The organism is Kocuria kalidii (assembly GCF_044462225.1).
In the GTDB taxonomy this organism is placed as follows: Bacteria; Actinomycetota; Actinomycetes; order Actinomycetales; family Micrococcaceae; genus Kocuria; species Kocuria kalidii.
In genome coordinates, this window is record NZ_JBISWJ010000044.1 from 33,012 (window position 1) to 49,305 (window position 16,294).

Annotated in this window: 15 protein-coding genes and 1 pseudogene; 11 read left to right on the plus strand and 5 right to left on the minus strand. The window is 73.3% G+C overall.

The window, feature by feature from the left end; translation table 11 throughout:
* Window positions 1–56: 56 nt before the first annotated feature.
* Complete coding sequence (locus ACH9D3_RS06755) at window positions 57–1,388, plus strand: condensation domain-containing protein (protein WP_396410344.1); 1,332 nt, start codon at window positions 57–59, stop codon at window positions 1,386–1,388.
* A 200-nt stretch (window positions 1,389–1,588) separates the two neighbouring features.
* On the plus strand, window positions 1,589–1,861 hold the full coding sequence (locus tag ACH9D3_RS06760; protein ID WP_396410345.1) for a hypothetical protein: 273 nt from the start codon (window positions 1,589–1,591) through the stop codon (window positions 1,859–1,861).
* Window positions 1,862–1,871: 10 nt separating this feature from the next.
* On the opposite strand, the gene ACH9D3_RS06765 is transcribed toward ACH9D3_RS06760, so the two are convergent.
* On the minus strand, window positions 1,872–2,243 hold the full coding sequence (locus ACH9D3_RS06765; RefSeq protein WP_396410346.1) for a DUF1622 domain-containing protein: 372 nt from the start codon (window positions 2,241–2,243) through the stop codon (window positions 1,872–1,874).
* Window positions 2,244–2,449: 206 nt separating this feature from the next.
* Between ACH9D3_RS06765 and ACH9D3_RS06770 the strand changes: the two genes are divergently transcribed.
* From ACH9D3_RS06770 to ACH9D3_RS06785, 4 genes are all read left to right on the plus strand, one after another.
* Entirely contained in the window at window positions 2,450–3,658 is a 1,209-nt protein-coding gene (locus ACH9D3_RS06770; RefSeq protein ID WP_396410347.1) for an acetyl-CoA C-acyltransferase, read from the plus strand.
* On the plus strand, window positions 3,658–4,491 hold the full coding sequence (locus tag ACH9D3_RS06775; protein WP_396410348.1) for an enoyl-CoA hydratase-related protein: 834 nt from the start codon (window positions 3,658–3,660) through the stop codon (window positions 4,489–4,491). Before ACH9D3_RS06770 ends, ACH9D3_RS06775 begins: the two co-directional genes overlap by 1 nt.
* Window positions 4,492–4,504: 13 nt before the next feature.
* Complete coding sequence (locus ACH9D3_RS06780) at window positions 4,505–5,377, plus strand: 3-hydroxyacyl-CoA dehydrogenase NAD-binding domain-containing protein (protein ID WP_396410349.1); 873 nt, start codon at window positions 4,505–4,507, stop codon at window positions 5,375–5,377.
* 132 nt (window positions 5,378–5,509) lie between these two features.
* Complete coding sequence (locus ACH9D3_RS06785) at window positions 5,510–6,220, plus strand: tyrosine-protein phosphatase (RefSeq protein ID WP_396398746.1); 711 nt, start codon at window positions 5,510–5,512, stop codon at window positions 6,218–6,220.
* 174 nt (window positions 6,221–6,394) lie between these two features.
* Here the strand turns inward: ACH9D3_RS06785 and ACH9D3_RS06790 are convergent, their stop codons facing one another.
* Complete coding sequence (locus tag ACH9D3_RS06790; protein WP_396398747.1) at window positions 6,395–6,844, minus strand: PaaI family thioesterase; 450 nt, start codon at window positions 6,842–6,844, stop codon at window positions 6,395–6,397.
* Between the two features lie 153 nt (window positions 6,845–6,997).
* On the opposite strand from ACH9D3_RS06790, the gene paaZ reads away from it, so the two are divergent.
* Together paaZ and ACH9D3_RS06800 are read left to right on the plus strand one after the other, a co-directional pair.
* Window positions 6,998–9,088, plus strand: coding sequence for a phenylacetic acid degradation bifunctional protein PaaZ (paaZ, locus tag ACH9D3_RS06795; RefSeq protein ID WP_396410350.1), 2,091 nt, complete (start codon window positions 6,998–7,000; stop codon window positions 9,086–9,088).
* Window positions 9,089–9,373: 285 nt separating this feature from the next.
* Window positions 9,374–11,206 (plus strand): gamma-glutamyltransferase, encoded by a 1,833-nt coding sequence (locus ACH9D3_RS06800; RefSeq protein ID WP_396410351.1) that lies wholly within the window; start codon window positions 9,374–9,376, stop codon window positions 11,204–11,206.
* Between the two features lie 64 nt (window positions 11,207–11,270).
* Here the strand turns inward: ACH9D3_RS06800 and ACH9D3_RS06805 are convergent, their stop codons facing one another.
* The 3 genes and pseudogenes from ACH9D3_RS06805 to paaI form a co-directional block, all read right to left on the minus strand.
* A complete protein-coding gene (locus ACH9D3_RS06805) occupies window positions 11,271–11,894 on the minus strand; it encodes a TetR/AcrR family transcriptional regulator (RefSeq protein WP_396398750.1) in 624 nt (207 codons plus the stop codon).
* A gap of 105 nt (window positions 11,895–11,999) precedes the next feature.
* Window positions 12,000–13,343, minus strand: coding sequence for an AMP-binding protein (locus ACH9D3_RS06810; protein WP_396410352.1), 1,344 nt, complete (start codon window positions 13,341–13,343; stop codon window positions 12,000–12,002).
* A 143-nt stretch (window positions 13,344–13,486) separates the two neighbouring features.
* Window positions 13,487–13,885: pseudogene (gene paaI, locus ACH9D3_RS06815) on the minus strand (hydroxyphenylacetyl-CoA thioesterase PaaI); the annotation flags it as partial.
* 235 nt (window positions 13,886–14,120) lie between these two features.
* Between paaI and paaA the strand changes: the two are divergent.
* The 3 genes from paaA to paaC are packed head-to-tail and all read left to right on the plus strand — an operon-like array spanning window position 14,121 to window position 16,281.
* On the plus strand, window positions 14,121–15,137 hold the full coding sequence (gene paaA, locus ACH9D3_RS06820; RefSeq protein ID WP_396410353.1) for a 1,2-phenylacetyl-CoA epoxidase subunit PaaA: 1,017 nt from the start codon (window positions 14,121–14,123) through the stop codon (window positions 15,135–15,137).
* A 2-nt stretch (window positions 15,138–15,139) separates the two neighbouring features.
* A complete protein-coding gene (gene paaB / locus ACH9D3_RS06825) occupies window positions 15,140–15,457 on the plus strand; it encodes a 1,2-phenylacetyl-CoA epoxidase subunit PaaB (protein ID WP_017833090.1) in 318 nt (105 codons plus the stop codon).
* Complete coding sequence (gene paaC / locus ACH9D3_RS06830) at window positions 15,454–16,281, plus strand: 1,2-phenylacetyl-CoA epoxidase subunit PaaC (protein WP_396410354.1); 828 nt, start codon at window positions 15,454–15,456, stop codon at window positions 16,279–16,281. The genes paaB and paaC overlap by 4 nt, the downstream gene beginning before the upstream one ends.
* The last annotated feature ends 13 nt before the right edge of the window (window positions 16,282–16,294 follow it).

A 16,294-nucleotide genomic window follows, 5' to 3' on the forward strand; every position in this document is an offset into this window, starting at 1 on the left:
TGGACCGGGGGCGTCCTCGGCGGCCGGACCGCTCCCGGCCCGACCAGGAGGTGCGCATGCGGCTGACCAACATCACGCACGCCCGGCTGCCCGAGGGCCGCCTGTCCAGCTGCACGGTCCCGGCCGCGGCCGCCGGACGCCCGCTGCCCGTGTCCTTCGACCAGGGCATGCACGTGGGTGCGGGTCCCCGCCCCGGCTCGTGGATGGCCGTGGCCGTGGAGCTCACCGCGCCGGCGACGGCCGCGCAGCTGGGCGGCGCCTGGGCCGGCGTCGTGGAGCGGCACCACACGCTGCGCACCGTGTTCTCCACCGACGACGACGGCAGGGTCCGGCTGCACGAGATCGCCGACGCCGTGCGGCCGGTGTGGACCCGGCACGAGGTCGGCGCCGCCGGGACGAGGACGGCCCTGCAGGCGGTGGTCGACGGCGCCTGCTCGCCGCTGGCCCGGCCCTCGCACCGGCTGTGCCTGATCGAGCCCGCGGACGGTCCCCCCGTCGTCGTGCTCGCCGCCGACCACGCCCACGTGGACGCCTGGTCGCTGCCCCTGCTCGCCCGGGACCTGCTCGACGGGCTGGACGACCTCCGGGCCGGCAGACCGATCGCCGCGGGCCGTGCGCCCGCGGCGTCCTTCGCCGAGCACACGCGGGAGCTCGCCGCGCGCCCTGCGGCCCCGCAGCACGTGGCGCGGCGCTGGGCGCGGATCCTCGCGGACGGCGGCGGCGCCCTGCCCGTCTTCCCCCTGCCCCTGGGCGACCTCGGCGCCCCCGCGCCCGAGGCGGTGACCACGCGCGACGTGCTGGACGCCGACGGCCTGGCCCGCCTGGAGGCCCGCGCGGACGAGGTCCGCGTCCGGCTCCTGGACCTGGTGGTCTCGGTGCTGACCCGGGCGACCGCCGAGCTGGCCGGCCGGCCCCTCCGGGCGGTGCTGCCCGTGCACAGCCGCACCGAACCGCGGTGGCGCGACGCCGTGGGCTGGTTCATCACCAACTCGGTGCTCGACAGCCCGGACCCCGACCCGCAGGCCTGCCGGGCCGCGGTGCGCGAGACGCTGGAGCTGGGCTCCCACGCCCTGGAGCCGATCCTGCGGCCCCACGGGGGCATGCCCGTCCCGCCGGGCATGTTCATGCTGTCCTACCTCGACTACCGGCGGCTCCCCGCCACGCTGGCACCGGAGCTGCGGGCGCAGCACATCTCGGCCTCGGCGCCGACGACCGGGGTGCAGGTGTGGTTCGTGGTCGGCGACGGCGGGCTGCACCTGCGCGCCCGCTGCCCGGAGACCGCCCCGGCCCGCGCGTCGGTGGAGGCGTGGCTGGACGCGGTCGGCGCCGGGCTGCGCACCGAGGCGTCCACGGCCCGTCCGGCCCGGGAGCCGGAGGGCGCGGGGTAGCGAAGAGCGCGGGACAGTGGCGGGTCCCGACGCAGCGGCGGTGCGCGACGCAGAGGCGGTGCGCGACGCAGCGGGCGGCGGCCGGGTGCGTGGGCCGGCGGACCCGCTGCCGGGCGCCGCCGGCAGCGCCCGGGCACCGGACCGGCCCTCCTGCGCCGGCGGCCCCCACTATCCTGGTGCCAGCGGGCAGAAGGGGTCACATGGACGATCGGACGATCGCCAGGACGCAGGCCAGGATGATCCGCAGCGCGCTGACGAGCACCGGTCTGGGCGCGCGGGATCTGTGGCTGCGGCACGTGCAGCTGGGCGGAGAGCTCGGGGAGCTGGAGCTCGACGCCTATCTGCACCACGCCCTCTACCTGCCGCCCCGGCACCGGGACGGCCTGGCGAGGGCGGCCACCCAGCTGGTCCCCGGCCACCGCGTCCCGTGCAGCCGCGACCTGCGCCCGGAGGAGTACCCGCCCGAGATCTGACCGGCCGCGCCTATCCGGTGCGCTCGGGCGCGGCTTCGTCCTGCGCCTTGCGCCACGGCCAGTGCCCGCTGATCTCCATCTCGAGGGACCAGCTGAGGAACGTACGGACGACCACGATCAGCGCCAGCACGCCCACGGAGGTGAAGGTGGGAGTGATGGCGACCGTGTGGATGATGTCGGCGGCCACGAGCAGCTCCAGCCCGAGCAGGATCGACCGTCCCAGCCGTTGACGGAACAGCTCGTACGTCTCGCCCCGGTCGCGGTGCTGCAGCAGGGCGCGCAGCGCGAGCACGCTCGCCACCACGATCCCGACGACGATGGCGAGCACTCCGACGGCCTCGATGGCCTTCTCGAAGACCTCCATGGACTCCTGGAACGACATCCTGCACCTCCGGTGACCCCGGCGGGACGCGCCGGCTCGAGTCTGCGATGGAGACGTCAGGATCTCACGGGCCGCCCGTCATCCGGCGGCGAGGTCTGTTGACCGCGCGGGCGCGACCGTGGGAAGGTTTGATGAACGATCGGTCAGTAAATTTGGGCGACGGGGCCGGGATGCCGGCCCCTCCCCGTCGTGACAGGAGTCCCCACATGTCCTCGACCCCTCAGGCCCTGCTCGTCGGCGGAGCCCGCACCCCGGTGGGCCGCTACGGGGGTGCGCTCTCGGGCGTGCGCCCGGACGACCTCGCCGCGCTCGTGGTCAAGCACGCGGTGACCGACGCCGGGATCGACCCGCACGACGTCGACGAGGTCATCCTCGGCAACGCCAACGGCGCCGGCGAGGAGAACCGCAACGTCGCCCGGATGGCCTGGCTGCTGGCCGGCTTCCCCGACACCGTCCCCGGCATCACGGTCAACCGCCTGTGCGCCTCGGGCCTGTCCGCGATCATCATGGCCTCGCACATGATCAAGGCCGGAGCCGCGGACATCGTCGTAGCCGGCGGCGTGGAGTCCATGTCCCGCGCCCCCTGGGTGATGGAGAAGCCGGCCAAGGCCTTCGCCAAGCCCGGGGACGTCTACGACACCTCCATCGGCTGGCGCTTCACCAACCCGGAGTTCGCGAAGACCGACAAGATGACCTACTCGATGCCGGAGACGGCCGAGGAGGTCGCGACCGTCGACGGGATCTCGCGCGAGGACGCCGACGCGTTCGCCGTGGCCTCCCACGAGCGGGCGATCGCCGCGATCGACGCCGGGCGCTTCGCGCCCGAGATCGTCCCGGTGCCCGTCAAGGGCCGCAAGGGCGCCGAGACGGTCGTGGACACCGACGAGGGTCCGCGACCGGGCACGACCGCCGACGTGCTCGCCAAGCTGCGCCCGGTGGTCGACCACGGGACGGTCGTCACCGCCGGCAACTCCTCCTCGCTCAACGACGGCGCCTCGGCGATCCTCGTGGTCTCGGAGCGTGCCGCCGAGAAGTACGGACTGCACGCCCGGGCCCGGATCGTCGACGGCGCCTCCGCCGGCGTGCCCCCGGAGATCATGGGCATCGGACCGGTTCCCGCCACCCAGAAGGTCCTCGGGCGCACCGGGTGGAGCGTCGGGGACCTCGGGGCGGTCGAGCTCAACGAGGCCTTCGCGAGCCAGTCCCTCGCCTGCATCCGCCGCCTCGGCCTCGACGCCGGCATCGTCAACAACGACGGCGGGGCCATCGCCCTGGGCCACCCGCTCGGCTCCTCCGGATCCCGGCTCGTGGTGACGCTGCTGGGCCGGATGGAGCGCGAGGGCGCCGACCGCGGCCTCGCCACCATGTGCGTGGGCGTGGGCCAGGGCACCGCGATGCTCGTGGAGAAGCTCTGATGGCCGGCCCCGGAGAGGCCGCCGACGGCACGTCCGGGGAGGTCCCCGGGGACCTCCCCGGCGACCTCCTCCGCGGGGAGTTCACGGCCCTGCGCCTCGAGGAGCGCGAGGACCGCCTGCACGTGGTCCTCGACCGGCCCGCCGTGCGCAACGCCATCGACGCGACCATGGTCGAGGAGCTGCACACCGTGTGCGGCCACCTGGAGCGGCACCCGAAGATCCTGATCCTCTCGGGCACCCAGGTGAACGGCAGGGGGATCTTCGCCTCCGGCGCCGACATCGCCCAGCTGCGCGCACGACGCCGCGACGACGCCCTGGCCGGGATCAACTCACAGGTCTTCGACCGCATCCACCGACTGCCCCTGCCCGTGGTCGCCGCGATCGACGGCTACGCCCTGGGCGGCGGGGCGGAGCTGGCCTACGCCGCGGACTTCCGCATCGCCACCCCGCAGCTGAAGATCGGCCAGCCCGAGACCGGCCTGGGCATCATCGCCGCCGCCGGCGGGCTGTGGCGGCTCAAGGAGCTCGTCGGCGAGGCGATCGCCCTGGACATCCTGCTCGCCGGCCGGATCCTCGACGCGCAGGAGGCCCTGGCCCTGCACCTGGTCACCGAGCTGCACGAGCCCGCGGAGCTCGTCGGGGCCGCGCACGCGCTCGCCGACCGGATCGCCGCCCAGGACCCCCTGGCCGTGCGGATCTCCAAGCGGGTCTTCGCGGCCCCGCCGTCCGCCCACCCGCACATCGACGAGCTGGCCCAGGCGGTGCTCTTCGAGTCGCAGGCGAAGTTCGACCGCATGCAGGCCTTCCTGGACCGCAAGAAGAACAAGAACTAGGAGCATCCCGACCATGACCGAGAAGCACGCACTGGCCGTTCCCGCCGTCGTCGGCGTCCTGGGCGGAGGCCGCATGGGCGCGGGCATCGCCCACGCCTTCCTGCTCGCCGGCTCGAGGGTGACCGTGGTGGAGCGCGACGGGCAGGCCGCGGAGGCCGCGCGGGAGCGGATCGAGCGGGACCTGGCCAGGACCCTGGAGCGCGGCAGCGTGGACGGCAACCTGGACGAGTGGGCCGAGAACCTGTCCGTCTCCCTGGACCACACCGACTTCGCCCCGTGCGAGCTCGTCGTCGAGGCCGTCCCCGAGGTGTGGGACCTCAAGGTCGCCGCCCTGCAGGAGGTCGAGCGCCACCTCGCGGACACCGCGTGGCTGGCCACCAACACGTCCTCGCTGTCGGTGGACGGGCTCGCCGAGCAGCTGTCCCGCCCCGAGCGCTTCTGCGGGCTGCACTTCTTCAACCCGGTGCCGGCGTCGAAGCTCGTGGAGGTCGTGAACTCGAAGCACACCGGCGAGGAGCTCAAGCGGCTCTCGGTGCAGTGGGTCGAGGGCCTCGGCAAGACCGCCGTGGTGGTCAACGACGCCCCCGGCTTCGCCTCCTCCCGCCTCGGCGTGGCGATCGCCCTCGAGGCCGTCCGGATGGTCGAGGAGGGCGTGGCCTCCCCCGAGGACATCGACAACGCCATGGTGCTGGGCTACCGGTTCCCGGTCGGCCCGCTCGCGCTCACGGACATCGTGGGACTGGACGTGCGCCTGGGCATCGCCGAGTACCTCGAGTCGGAGCTCGGCCCGCGCTTCGCTCCCCCGCAGCTGATGCGGGACATGGTCGCCCGGGGCGAGCTCGGCCGCAAGACCGGCAAGGGCTTCTTCGCCTACGACCAGCAGTGACCGTCCCCTCCCTCCGCCGCACTCACCGGTGCTGCCCGAGATCGGCCCGGGGGTGCCGGCGTCTCGGGCGGCACCGGTGAGTGCGCACGGGGCGGAGGGGTGCGCGTCGGACCCGGGTCCTATCGTGGGGGCATGCATGCACAGCCCGGCGCCCCCGCCACGTGGGACGGTGCGCTCAACGCCCGGCGCCTGGCGGGCGACGTGTGGCGGATGGGCCGCTCCGAGCGGCTGAGCCCCGCGGGCTGGCGCGCCGCCGCCGCGGACGGCGTGCGCACGGTCGTGGACCTGCGCAACGCGGACGAGCGGCGCCGCCGGGCCACGGATCCCGTGGACGAACCCGCCGCCCGCGCCGGCATCACGGTGCTGCACCGGCCCACCGAGGACCCCGCCCATCCGCAGTTCCCGCTGGTGGGCACGCCCTACCTCAACCACCCGCGCGGCTACCGCGACTACCTGCGGCTGTTCCCGGACCACCTCGCCGAGGCGGTCCGGGCGGTGGCGACCGCCGAGGGCGCCGTGGTGGTGCACTGCTCGGCCGGCCGCGACCGCACCGGAGTGCTCGCGCTGCTGCTCCTGGGGCTCGCCGGAGCACCTCCGGAGCGCCTCGTCGCGGAGGACGAGGCCGCCGCGCGCGGGATCAACGAGTGGCACCGGGTCTCCCCGGTGCCCCATCCGGTCGAGCGACACCACCCCGAGCACGAGCTCAGCGCGCTGCTCGCGGAGCGCCGCACGGCCCTCGAGAAGCTGCTGGCCGGGTTCGACGCCGAGCGCTGGCTCGTGGACGCCGGGCTGACGCCCCAGGAGCTGGCCGCCCTGCGCCGGCGGCTCGACCGGCCGTCCTGACCGGCTCCCGGCCCTGTTGCCCGCCCGGCTCCCGGCCGGCCTGGTTCCCCGCCCGGATCACGGTCTGCATGCGGGCCCGGCCCCCGGTCCGGGGCACCCGGCCCGGGAGCGGCCGGTCTCCCGATCCGGAATCCGGCCCGGGACCGGGCCCGTCACCCGGCCCGGCGTGCTGGGTCAGCTCCCGGCCGGCCCCTCGGCCCGGAGCTCGGCCGGCCGCGGCTTGTCCCTGAGATAGTTCGTGATCCGCACGGTGCACAGCCGGGTGCCGTCCTCGTGCTCGATGACCACCTCGTGGCACGTGAGGGACCGGCCGAGCTGCAGGGCGGTGGCCGTGGCCGTCACGGTGCCCGCACGGGAGGACCGGTGGTGGGTGGCGTTGACGTCGACGCCCACGGCGACCCTGCCCGTCGTGGACGCGTGGATCACCGCCGCCCAGGAGCCCACGGCCTCGCCGAGGGCCACCATGGCGCCGCCGTGGAGCAGGCCCAGCGACTGGCGGTTGCCCTCCACGGGCATGGAGGCGACCACACGCTCCGCCGACTCCTCGAGAACGGTGACGCCCATCTTCTCGTCGAGCTCGCCCAGGACGATGCGCCAGGGCTCGTGGGTCTCGGTCGGGGTCATGGCACTCCTCGGGCGCTCGGCGACGTGACGGGACCACCGTGGGGCAGTGGTCCCGGGGTGTGACGTAGGTTATCGTGGTCATAATACCGAACGATCGGTCAGGATGCGGGCGACGGACCGTCCGCACGCACCCGAGCGAAAGGACCACCCACCGTGGCAGCACAGACCCAGACCATCCTCCCCAGCTACCTGCAGGGCCGGTGGTGGACCCCGGGGGACCCGCAGAAGGTCACGGAGGTCGCCGACGCCTCGACCGGCGAGGTCGTGGCGCGCGTGTCCACCGACGGCATCGACATCGCCTCCGCCGTGCACTACGGCCGGACCGTGGGCCAGCGCTCCCTCGGGGAACTCACCATCCACGAGCGGGCGCTCAAGCTCAAGGAGCTCGCCCAGCACCTCACCGAGCACAAGCAGGAGCTGTACGACCTCTCCTACTCGACCGGCGCCACCCTGAAGGACCACTTCTTCGACGTGGACGGCGGCATCGGCACCCTCTTCACGTTCTCCTCCAAGGGCCGGCGGGAGCTGCCCAACGCCAACGTCATCGTGGACGGCGCCGTGGAGCAGCTCTCCAAGGACGGCTCCTTCCTGGGCGAGCACATCTACACCCGCATGCCGGGTGTCGCCGTGCAGATCAACGCGTTCAACTTCCCGGTGTGGGGCATGCTCGAGAAGTTCGCCCCCGCCTTCCTCGCCGGCATGCCGACCCTCGTGAAGCCCGCGACGCCCACCGGCTACGTCACCGCCGACTGCGTGCGCCTGATGATCGACTCCGGCATCCTGCCCGAGGGCTCCCTCCAGCTGGTGTCCGGCTCGGCGCGCGACCTGCTCGACCACCTGGACTACCGCGACCACGTGGCCTTCACGGGGTCCGCGGGCACCGCCCAGTCGCTGCGCCACCACGACAACGTCATCGACGGCGGAGTGCGCTTCACGGCGGAGACGGACTCCCTCAACGCCGCGATCCTCGGCCCCGACGCCACCCCGGAGACCCCGGAGTTCGACGCGTTCGTGAAGGCCGTCTTCGTCGAGATCACCTCCAAGGCCGGGCAGAAGTGCACGGCCATCCGGCGCGTCATCGTCCCGCAGGACCGCGTGGAGGACGTCGTCGCGGCCGTCGCCGAGCGGGTGCAGCAGCGCGTGGTCATCGGCGACCCGCGCACCGAGGGCGTCACCATGGGCGCGCTGGCCTCCAAGGAGCAGCAGGGCGAGGTCCGCAGGGCCGTGGAGCGTCTGGTCGCCGCCGGCGGCACCGTCCGCCTGGGCGGCCCGGACGCCCCCGTGGGCGACGCCGACGCCGAGACGGGCGCGTTCTTCCCCGTGACCGTGCTGTCCTTCGACGACCCGGAGACCCCCGAGGTGCACTTCGTCGAGGCCTTCGGCCCGGTGACCTCGGTGCTCGGCTACACGGACGTCGACGACGCGGTGCGGCTGGCCGCGCTCGGCGGCGGCTCGCTCGTGGCGACCGTGTGCACGAACGACGGCGCGACCGCGGCCCGGTTCACGGCGGGCATCGGCTCCCACCACGGACGCGTGCACTTCCTCAACCGCCAGGACGCCAGGACCTCGACCGGCCACGGCTCCCCCATGCCGCACCTGGTCCACGGCGGCCCGGGCCGCGCGGGCGGCGGCGAGGAGCTGGGCGGTGTGCGCGGCGTCAAGCACTACATGCAGCGCACCGCGATCCAGGGTCCCCCGGACATCCTCACGGCCGTGACGGGCGTGTGGCACCAGGGGGCGGCGGCGAGCACCGTGACCCGCGAAGCGGTCGCGAACGGCAGCGGCGAGCACCCGTTCCGCAAGTCCCTGGAGACCCTGCGGATCGGCGACCAGTTCGCCTCCGAGCTGCGCACCGTGACCCTCGACGACATCACCGAGTTCGCGGAGCGGACCGGCGACACCTTCTACGCGCACACCGACGAGGAGGCCGCCACGGCCAACCCGTTCTTCCCGCGCCGGGTGGCCCACGGCTACCTCCTGGTCTCGTGGGCGGCCGGCCTGTTCGTGGAGCCGGCCCCCGGCCCCGTCCTGGCCAACTACGGGCTGGAGAACCTGCGGTTCATCACGCCGGTGACCTACGACGACAGCTTCCGCGTGACCCTCACCGCCAAGCAGATCACCCCGCGGGTCACCGACGAGTACGGCGAGGTCCGGTGGGACGCGGTCCTGCACAACCAGGACGACGAGATCGTGGCGACCTACGACGTCCTGACCCTGGTCGCGAAGACCTGGCCCGCCTCCTGACCGCCTGACCCCGCCCCGCGGCACCCCGGCACCCGCCGCACCCGCGGCGGGGCGCCGCACTCCGCCGAGCCCCCAGGAAGCACGCGACCCCCCACGCAACGGCGTGGGGGATCGCGCTGTTCGCGGGGGCTCGCGGTGCTTTCGGGGGGCGGGGGCGGGGCGGGGGCGACTGGTTGGGCGGTCGGGGCGGTGCTAGCCTGAGCGGCACGTTGACCGGACCCCGGGGCGTGCCCGCGCCGCTCCGCCGACGGACCGCGGAGGGGGACCACGGCCGGAGGAGACGCGATGCGCCCGAGCCCTGTCCCTGCGACGGCCGCCGCCGCGCTGTGCCTCCTCCTCTCCCTGGTGGGATGCGCGCCTCCCCCGGGGAGCGGCGCGGAGAGCACCCCCGGGCCGACCGGCACCGGGGCCTCCTCCCCGGGTGCACCCGGAGGAACGGACACCCCCGGCGCGACCCCCGAGCCGGACGCGTCCGAGGACCGGTCGCCGCACGTGCAGGCGGTGGTCTCCTCGCACGAACTGGCCACCGCGGCGGGCACGGAGATCCTCGAGGCCGGTGGCACCGCCGCCGACGCCTCCGTCGCGGTCGCCGCCGTGCTGAGCGTGGTGGAGCCCTTCTACTCGAGCGTGCTCGGCGGCGGCACGTGGGCGCTGTACTACGACGCCGACGAGGACGAGGTGACGAGTCTGAACGGCGTGGGCCCGGTGGGCAGCGCGGCGACGCTCGCCGACTACCGTCCCCGCGCCGGTGACTTCGGCATGCACCAGGCCATCCTGCCCGGCGCCTGGGACGGGTGGATGCTCTGGCTCGACGAGCACGGCGAACTGGGGCTGGGCGAGATCCTCGCGCCGGCGATCGCCGTGGCCCGGGAGGGGTACCCCGCGAGCTCCGAGATGATCTACTGGCTGACCCGGGAGGAGGCGAACATCCGGCAGAGCCCGGTCATGACCGACCTGTACACCCGGGACGGCGCCCTGCTGGAGGAGGGCGACACCGTGTTCCAGCAGGACATGGCCGACACCTTCGAGGACCTGGTGGCGGTCTACGACGGCGCGGCCGACCGCGCCGCCGGGATCCGGGCGGCGCGGGACCACGTCTACCGGGGACCGGTCGCCGAGGCCGTCGTCGCCTTCTCCGACCAGGAGGGCGGCTACCTCACGCTGGACGACTTCAGCAGCTACTCGGCGGAGCTGGTCGAGCCGATCTCGATCGACTACGGCGACGACGTCAGGGTGTACCAGAACCCTCCCAACAGCCAGGGCATCGCGATGCTGGAGGCCCTCAACATCCTGGACGAGGACGACTTCTCCGGCCGCTCCCCCGCCGACCCGGACGTGGTGCACCTGCAGGTCGAGGCGATCAAGCTCGCCTTCGCCGACCGGTACGCGCACGTGGGCGATCCGGAGCGCGCCGACGTGCCCGTGGCGGAGCTGCTGTCGGACGAGTACGCCCGGACGCAGCGGGCGCGCATCGACGCCGACCGCGCCGCGCAGTGGCCGATCGAGAGCGGGCTCGACCGGCAGGCCTCGGACACCACCACGTTCCACCTCACCGACCGGGCCGGCAACGCCGCCGCCGTGACGACGAGCCTGGGCGGCCAGTTCCTGGTGGTGGGGGACACGGGCATCCACATCAACGAGCGCATGAGCTTCCTGTCGCTCGAGGAGGGCAACGTCAACGCGGTGGCCCCCGGGGCCACCGTGCGGCACACCTCCGCCCCCTTCATGGCCCTGCGCGACGGCCGGCCGTACCTCCTCGGGGGGAACACCGGGATCGACACCCAGCCCCAGGGGCAGCTCCAGCAGTTCATGAACGTGGTGGACTTCGGCCTGACGCCGCAGGAGGCGGTGGCGCGGCCGCGCTTCGTGAGCACGGCCTTCCCCGCGTCCAACCACCCCCACGGGGCCGGCAACACGCTGCAGGTGGAGCCGGAGTTCTCCGACGCCGCGATCGAGGACCTGCGCCGCCGGGGCCACGACGTGACCGTGGGGGACGGCATCTTCGGGACGGCGAACATGCTCGCCGTCGACCAGGGCGGGACGGAGGCCCGGCTGGGCGTGGAACCGCGCAACGAGACGGCCGCCGGGACGGTGCTGCCCACGACGCCGGACCGGTAGCAGCGGCCGGAGCGGACGCGGACCCGCGGGCGCCCGGGTGCGACGGCCCGGGCCGGTTCCGGGGTCAGGGGGCCCGCAGCCCCGAGAAGGCGAGCGCGACCACGGTGTCGGCGAGCCCGTCGTCGGCCTTGTCCGGGCCCGGACGGTACCAGTCGACGATCGAGTTGATCATCCCCAGGAGCAGGCGCGATGCGGACCGGCCGCTGAGGTCGCCGCGCAGGTCCCCCTCCGCCTGGGCCTGCTCGATGAGCGCGCCCACCCGGCGGGTGACCGTCCGGCGGCGCTCCAGCGCCCGGGTCTCGACCTCCGAGTTGCCCCGCAGCCGCAGGAGCAGCGTCACGTAGGGCATCTGCTCCACGAGCACGCGCACGGTCCCGCGGATCACCCGCTCGAGGCGCTCGACCGCCGGGGCCTCCGTCCGCTCGGCCGAGACCAGGACGTCCTCGAGCGCGTCCAGGGCCCGGCCCAGGGCCTGCTCGAGGATCGCCTCCTTGGACTCCACGTGGTGGTAGATCGCGGACTTGGAGATCCCCAGGTGCTTGGAGAGCGTGCCCATCGACGTGGCGTCGTAGCCGTGGACGTTGAAGACCTCCACGCAGACGCTGAGCAGCGTCTCACGGTCGTAGCCGGGCCGGCCGCGGCGCGGAGCCACTCCGTCGGGAGGGGCCGGCGCCGGTGCGTGCGTCATGGGGACCTCGATCTCGGTGGGGTGGGGACGGTCGGGCAACGATCTTATGACGCGACGAGCCCCCGGGTGGTCCCGGGGGCTGCTGCGGACGGCCTCAGGGGCGGCTCACGCCTCTTTGCGGTGGTCGTAGACGCGGCGGAGCTTGCCGGAGGAGCGGGCCAGGGTCCCCGGCTCGGCGATCCGGATCGAGGCGGAGGAGCCGATCCTCGTCTTGATGGCGTGCACGAGCTGCCGTCCGCCCGCCTCGGCCGCCTCGACCGTGACCTCCTCGCGCCGCTCGATGTGGATGGTCATCTGGTCCATCCGGTCCGGTCGGGTGATCTCGAGCGTGAAGTGCGGGCTGAGCTCCGGCACCTGCAGGGCGAGCTCCTCGATCTGGGAGGGGAACAGGTTGACCCCGCGCAGGATGATCATGTCGTCGGAGCGGCCCGTGATCCGGCCCATCCGCCGGTGCCCGGGGCGGTCCGTGCCCGGCAGCAGGCGGGTGAGGTCGTGCGTGCGGTAGCGGATGATCGGCAGGGCCTCCTTGGTGAGCGCCGTGAACACGAGCTCGCCGGGCCGGCCGGTCTCCTGGACCTCGTCCGTGAACGGGTCGATGATCTCGGGTCGGAAGTGGTCCTCCCAGATGTGGGAGCCGTCCTTGGAGGCAGCGGACTCCCCGGCCACGCCGGGGCCCATGACCTCCGAGAGGCCGTAGATGTCGCACGCGTCGACGTCGAAGGCCGTCTCGATCTCCCGGCGCATCTCCTCGGTCCAGGGCTCCGCCCCGAGCACGGCGGTGCGCAGCGACGTGTCCCGGGGGTCCAGGCCGAGCTTCTTGAAGCCGTCGGCGATGGTCAGCAGGTAGGTGGGGGTCGACAGGACGGCCTCGGGCTCGAAGTCCCGGATCATCTGCACCTGCTTCTCGGTCTGCCCGCCGGACATGGGGATGACGGCGCAGCCCAGGCGCTCGGCGCCGTAGTGGGCGCCGAGCCCCCCCGTGAACAGCCCGTAGCCGTAGGCGTTGTGCACCTTGTCGCCGGGCCGCACGCCGGAGAGCCGGAAGCAGCGGGCCACGAGGCCCGCCCAGGTGTCGATGTCGTTCTGGGTGTAGGCCACCACGGTGGGCTGGCCGGTGGTGCCGGAGGAGGCGTGGATCCGGCGGACCTCGCCCATCGGCACCGCGAGGGACTTGAACGGGTACGCCTTCCGCAGGAACTCCTTGTCCGTGTACGGGAAGAGCTGGAGGTCCTCGAGCTCCTTGAAGTCGCCCGGGTGCACGCCGTGGTCGTCGAAGAGCTCCGTGTAGGCGGAGACCCTCTCGTAGGCGTGGTGCAGGGTCCAGCGCAGCCGCTCGACCTGCAGGGACTCGATCTGGTCCCGGCTCATCGTCTCCTCGGGGTCCGGCTGCGACCGGTCCGCGGGGGCAGGGGCGGGGGTGTAGGGGTTGGGGACGGAGCACTCGGTCAAGGTCAGACCTCCTCGGGCTGCGGGGCGGACGGCTGGGCGGGCTGCAGGACGGGCTGCTCGGCCGGATCTGCCGCCGGCTGCTCGACGGGATCGGCGGCGGGATCGGCGTCCGGCCGTTCCGCGGGCGCGGCCGCACGCAGGGCCGGGTTCGGGATGGTGCGGCTGCGGCCCCGGAACTCGGCGATGAGCCGGTCGCCGGCCAGGACCTGGATGTCGTAGACGCCGCTGCGCCCGGCCTGGGCGCGCACGGTCCCCACGGCGGTGAGCTCCTGCCCGCGACGGGCCGAGGCGAGGAAGTTGATGTCCACCCCGGCGGCGACCGTGATGGTGCTGCCGTCGCCGGCCGGGTCGTTGCATGCGAGGGCGAAGCAGGTGTCCGCGAAGGCGAAGACCATGCCGCCGTGGGCGATGCCGAACCCGTTGAGCATCTCCTCCCGCAGCGTCATGCGGATCCGGGCGTGGCCGTAGTCGGCGCGGTCCACCGTGATGCCCAGCCACCGCGAGGTGTGGTCCCCCGCGAGGATCGGATGGCCCTGCGACATGTAACTCTCCTCACACTTCACGACCGAATGGTCAGTAGACAATCCCACTCCGCGGCCCGTGTCAACCCGTGCCGCCCGCAGCGGAGCGGATACCGGGCCGAGCGCGGTGCGGAAGGCTTTCCGCCCGCCACCTGTTGACGCCGCCCCCCGGCGGCTTATATCCTGAACGAACGGTCAGTTAGTCGCGTGCGGTCCTTCCGCCCCGCGGCGCCATCTCGTTCGGAAGAGGGACACCATGACTACGCAGAACACCGGGCTCCACGCCGTGCCCGCCGCGGACGCGGCCGAGCAGGCCGAGCTGGACCGTGCGGGCGAGGAGCACTTCGACCGCATCATCGCCGAGGACTCCCGGATCGAGCCGCGGGACTGGATGCCCGCCGCCTACCGCAAGACACTGGTCCGCCAGGTCTCCCAGCACGCGCACTCCGAGATCATCGGGATGCAGCCGGAGGGCAACTGGATCTCCCGGGCACCGTCCCTCAAGCGCAAGGCCATCCTCATGGCCAAGGTGCAGGACGAGGCCGGCCACGGGCTGTACCTCTACTCCGCCGCCGAGACCCTGGGGACCCCGCGCTCCGAGCTCAACCAGCAGCTGCTGGACGGCCGCGCCAAGTACTCCTCGATCTTCAACTACCCCGCCCGCACCTGGGCCGACATGGGCGCCATCGGCTGGCTCGTGGACGGCGCGGCGATCGCCAACCAGGTGCCGCTGTGCCGCGCCTCCTACGGCCCCTACGGCCGGGCCATGGTCCGCATCTGCAAGGAGGAGTCCTTCCACCAGCGCCAGGGCTGGGAGATCCTCTACGAGCTCTCCCACGGCACGCCCGCGCAGAAGCAGATGGCCCAGGACGCGGTAGACCGCTTCTACGGCCCCTCCCTGCAGATGTTCGGCCCCCCGGACGACGACTCGCCCAACTCGAAGCAGTCGATGGCCTGGAACATCAAGCGCTTCTCCAACGACGAGCTGCGCCAGCGCTTCGTGGACATGATCGTCGAGCAGGCCGCCGCGCTCGACCTGACCCTGCCGGACCCGGACCTGAAGTGGAACGAGGAGCGGGGCCACTACGACTACGGACCGCTGGACTGGGACGAGTTCAAGGCCGTCGTCGGCGGCAAGGGCCCGTGCAACCTCCAGCGCATGCAGCGCCGCCGCACGGCGCACGAGGACGGCGCCTGGGTCCGCGAGGCCGCCGCCGCCTACGCCCGCAGGACCGCCGCGGAGCGTTCCTCCGCCGAACTCATCGGAGCCTGAGCATGAGCGAGAACACTGTGAGCCCGATCGGCGCCCCGTCGGACGAGTGGCCCCTGTGGGAGGTGTTCGTGCGGTCCTCGCGCGGGCTCTCCCACGTGCACGCCGGATCCCTGCACGCCCCGGACGCCACGATGGCCGTGCGCAACGCCCGGGACCTCTACACGCGCCGCAACGAGGGGACCTCCGTGTGGGTCGTGCCGTCCGCGGCCATCACGGCCTCCGACCCCGACTCCAAGGGCGGGTTCTTCGAGTCCGCGCAGGGCAAGAGCTACCGGCACGCCACGTACTACACCAAGAGCGAAGGGGTGAAGCACCTGTGAGCTACGCGTCCCACGAGTCCGCGACCAGGATCAGCGCGGGCGAGGCGATCACCGCGGAGGACATCGCGGCCGGCACCGCGAAGGCCCCGGAGGACGTGGCCCGCTACGCCCTCTGGCTGGGCGACGACGCCCTGATGCTGTCGCAGCGCCTCGGCTGGTGGATCGCCCGGGCCCCGGAGCTGGAGGAGGACATCGCGCTGGCCAACATCGCGCTGGACCTGCTCGGGCACGCCCGGTTCTTCCTCGCCTACGCGGGCACCGCGTGGGGGAAGACCGAGGACGACCTCGCCTACTTCCGGGACGAGGAGGAGTTCCGCTCCTGCCGTCTCGCGGAGCAGGAGAACGGCGACTTCGGGCAGACCATCGCCCGGCAGCTGATCTTCTCCTACTACCAGTACGAGCTCTACCGCCGGCTGGTCCGCTCCTCCGACCCGACGCTCGCGGCCATCGCCGAGAAGGCGCTCAAGGAGATCCAGTACCACCAGGACCACGCGAGCCAGTGGGTGCTGCGCCTGGCCCTCGGCACCGAGGAGTCCAAGCGCCGGATCACGGCGGGGCTGCTCTACATGTGGCCCTACGTGGACGAGCTGTTCCACGACGACGAGCTCATCGACGCCCTCGGGGACGTCGCCGTGCGCCCGTCCGAGCTGCGCGCCGACTTCGACACGCGGATCGCGGCGATCCTGGACGAGGCCGAGCTGTCCGTGCCCGAGGTCCTGGGCGCCTACGGCGGGGACCGCTCCGGGCAGTTCAGCGAGCAGCGGGGCCACATCCTCGCCGAGATGCAGGTGCTCGCGCGCCAGCACCCCGGCGCCACCTGGTAGGGACTGGGAAGGA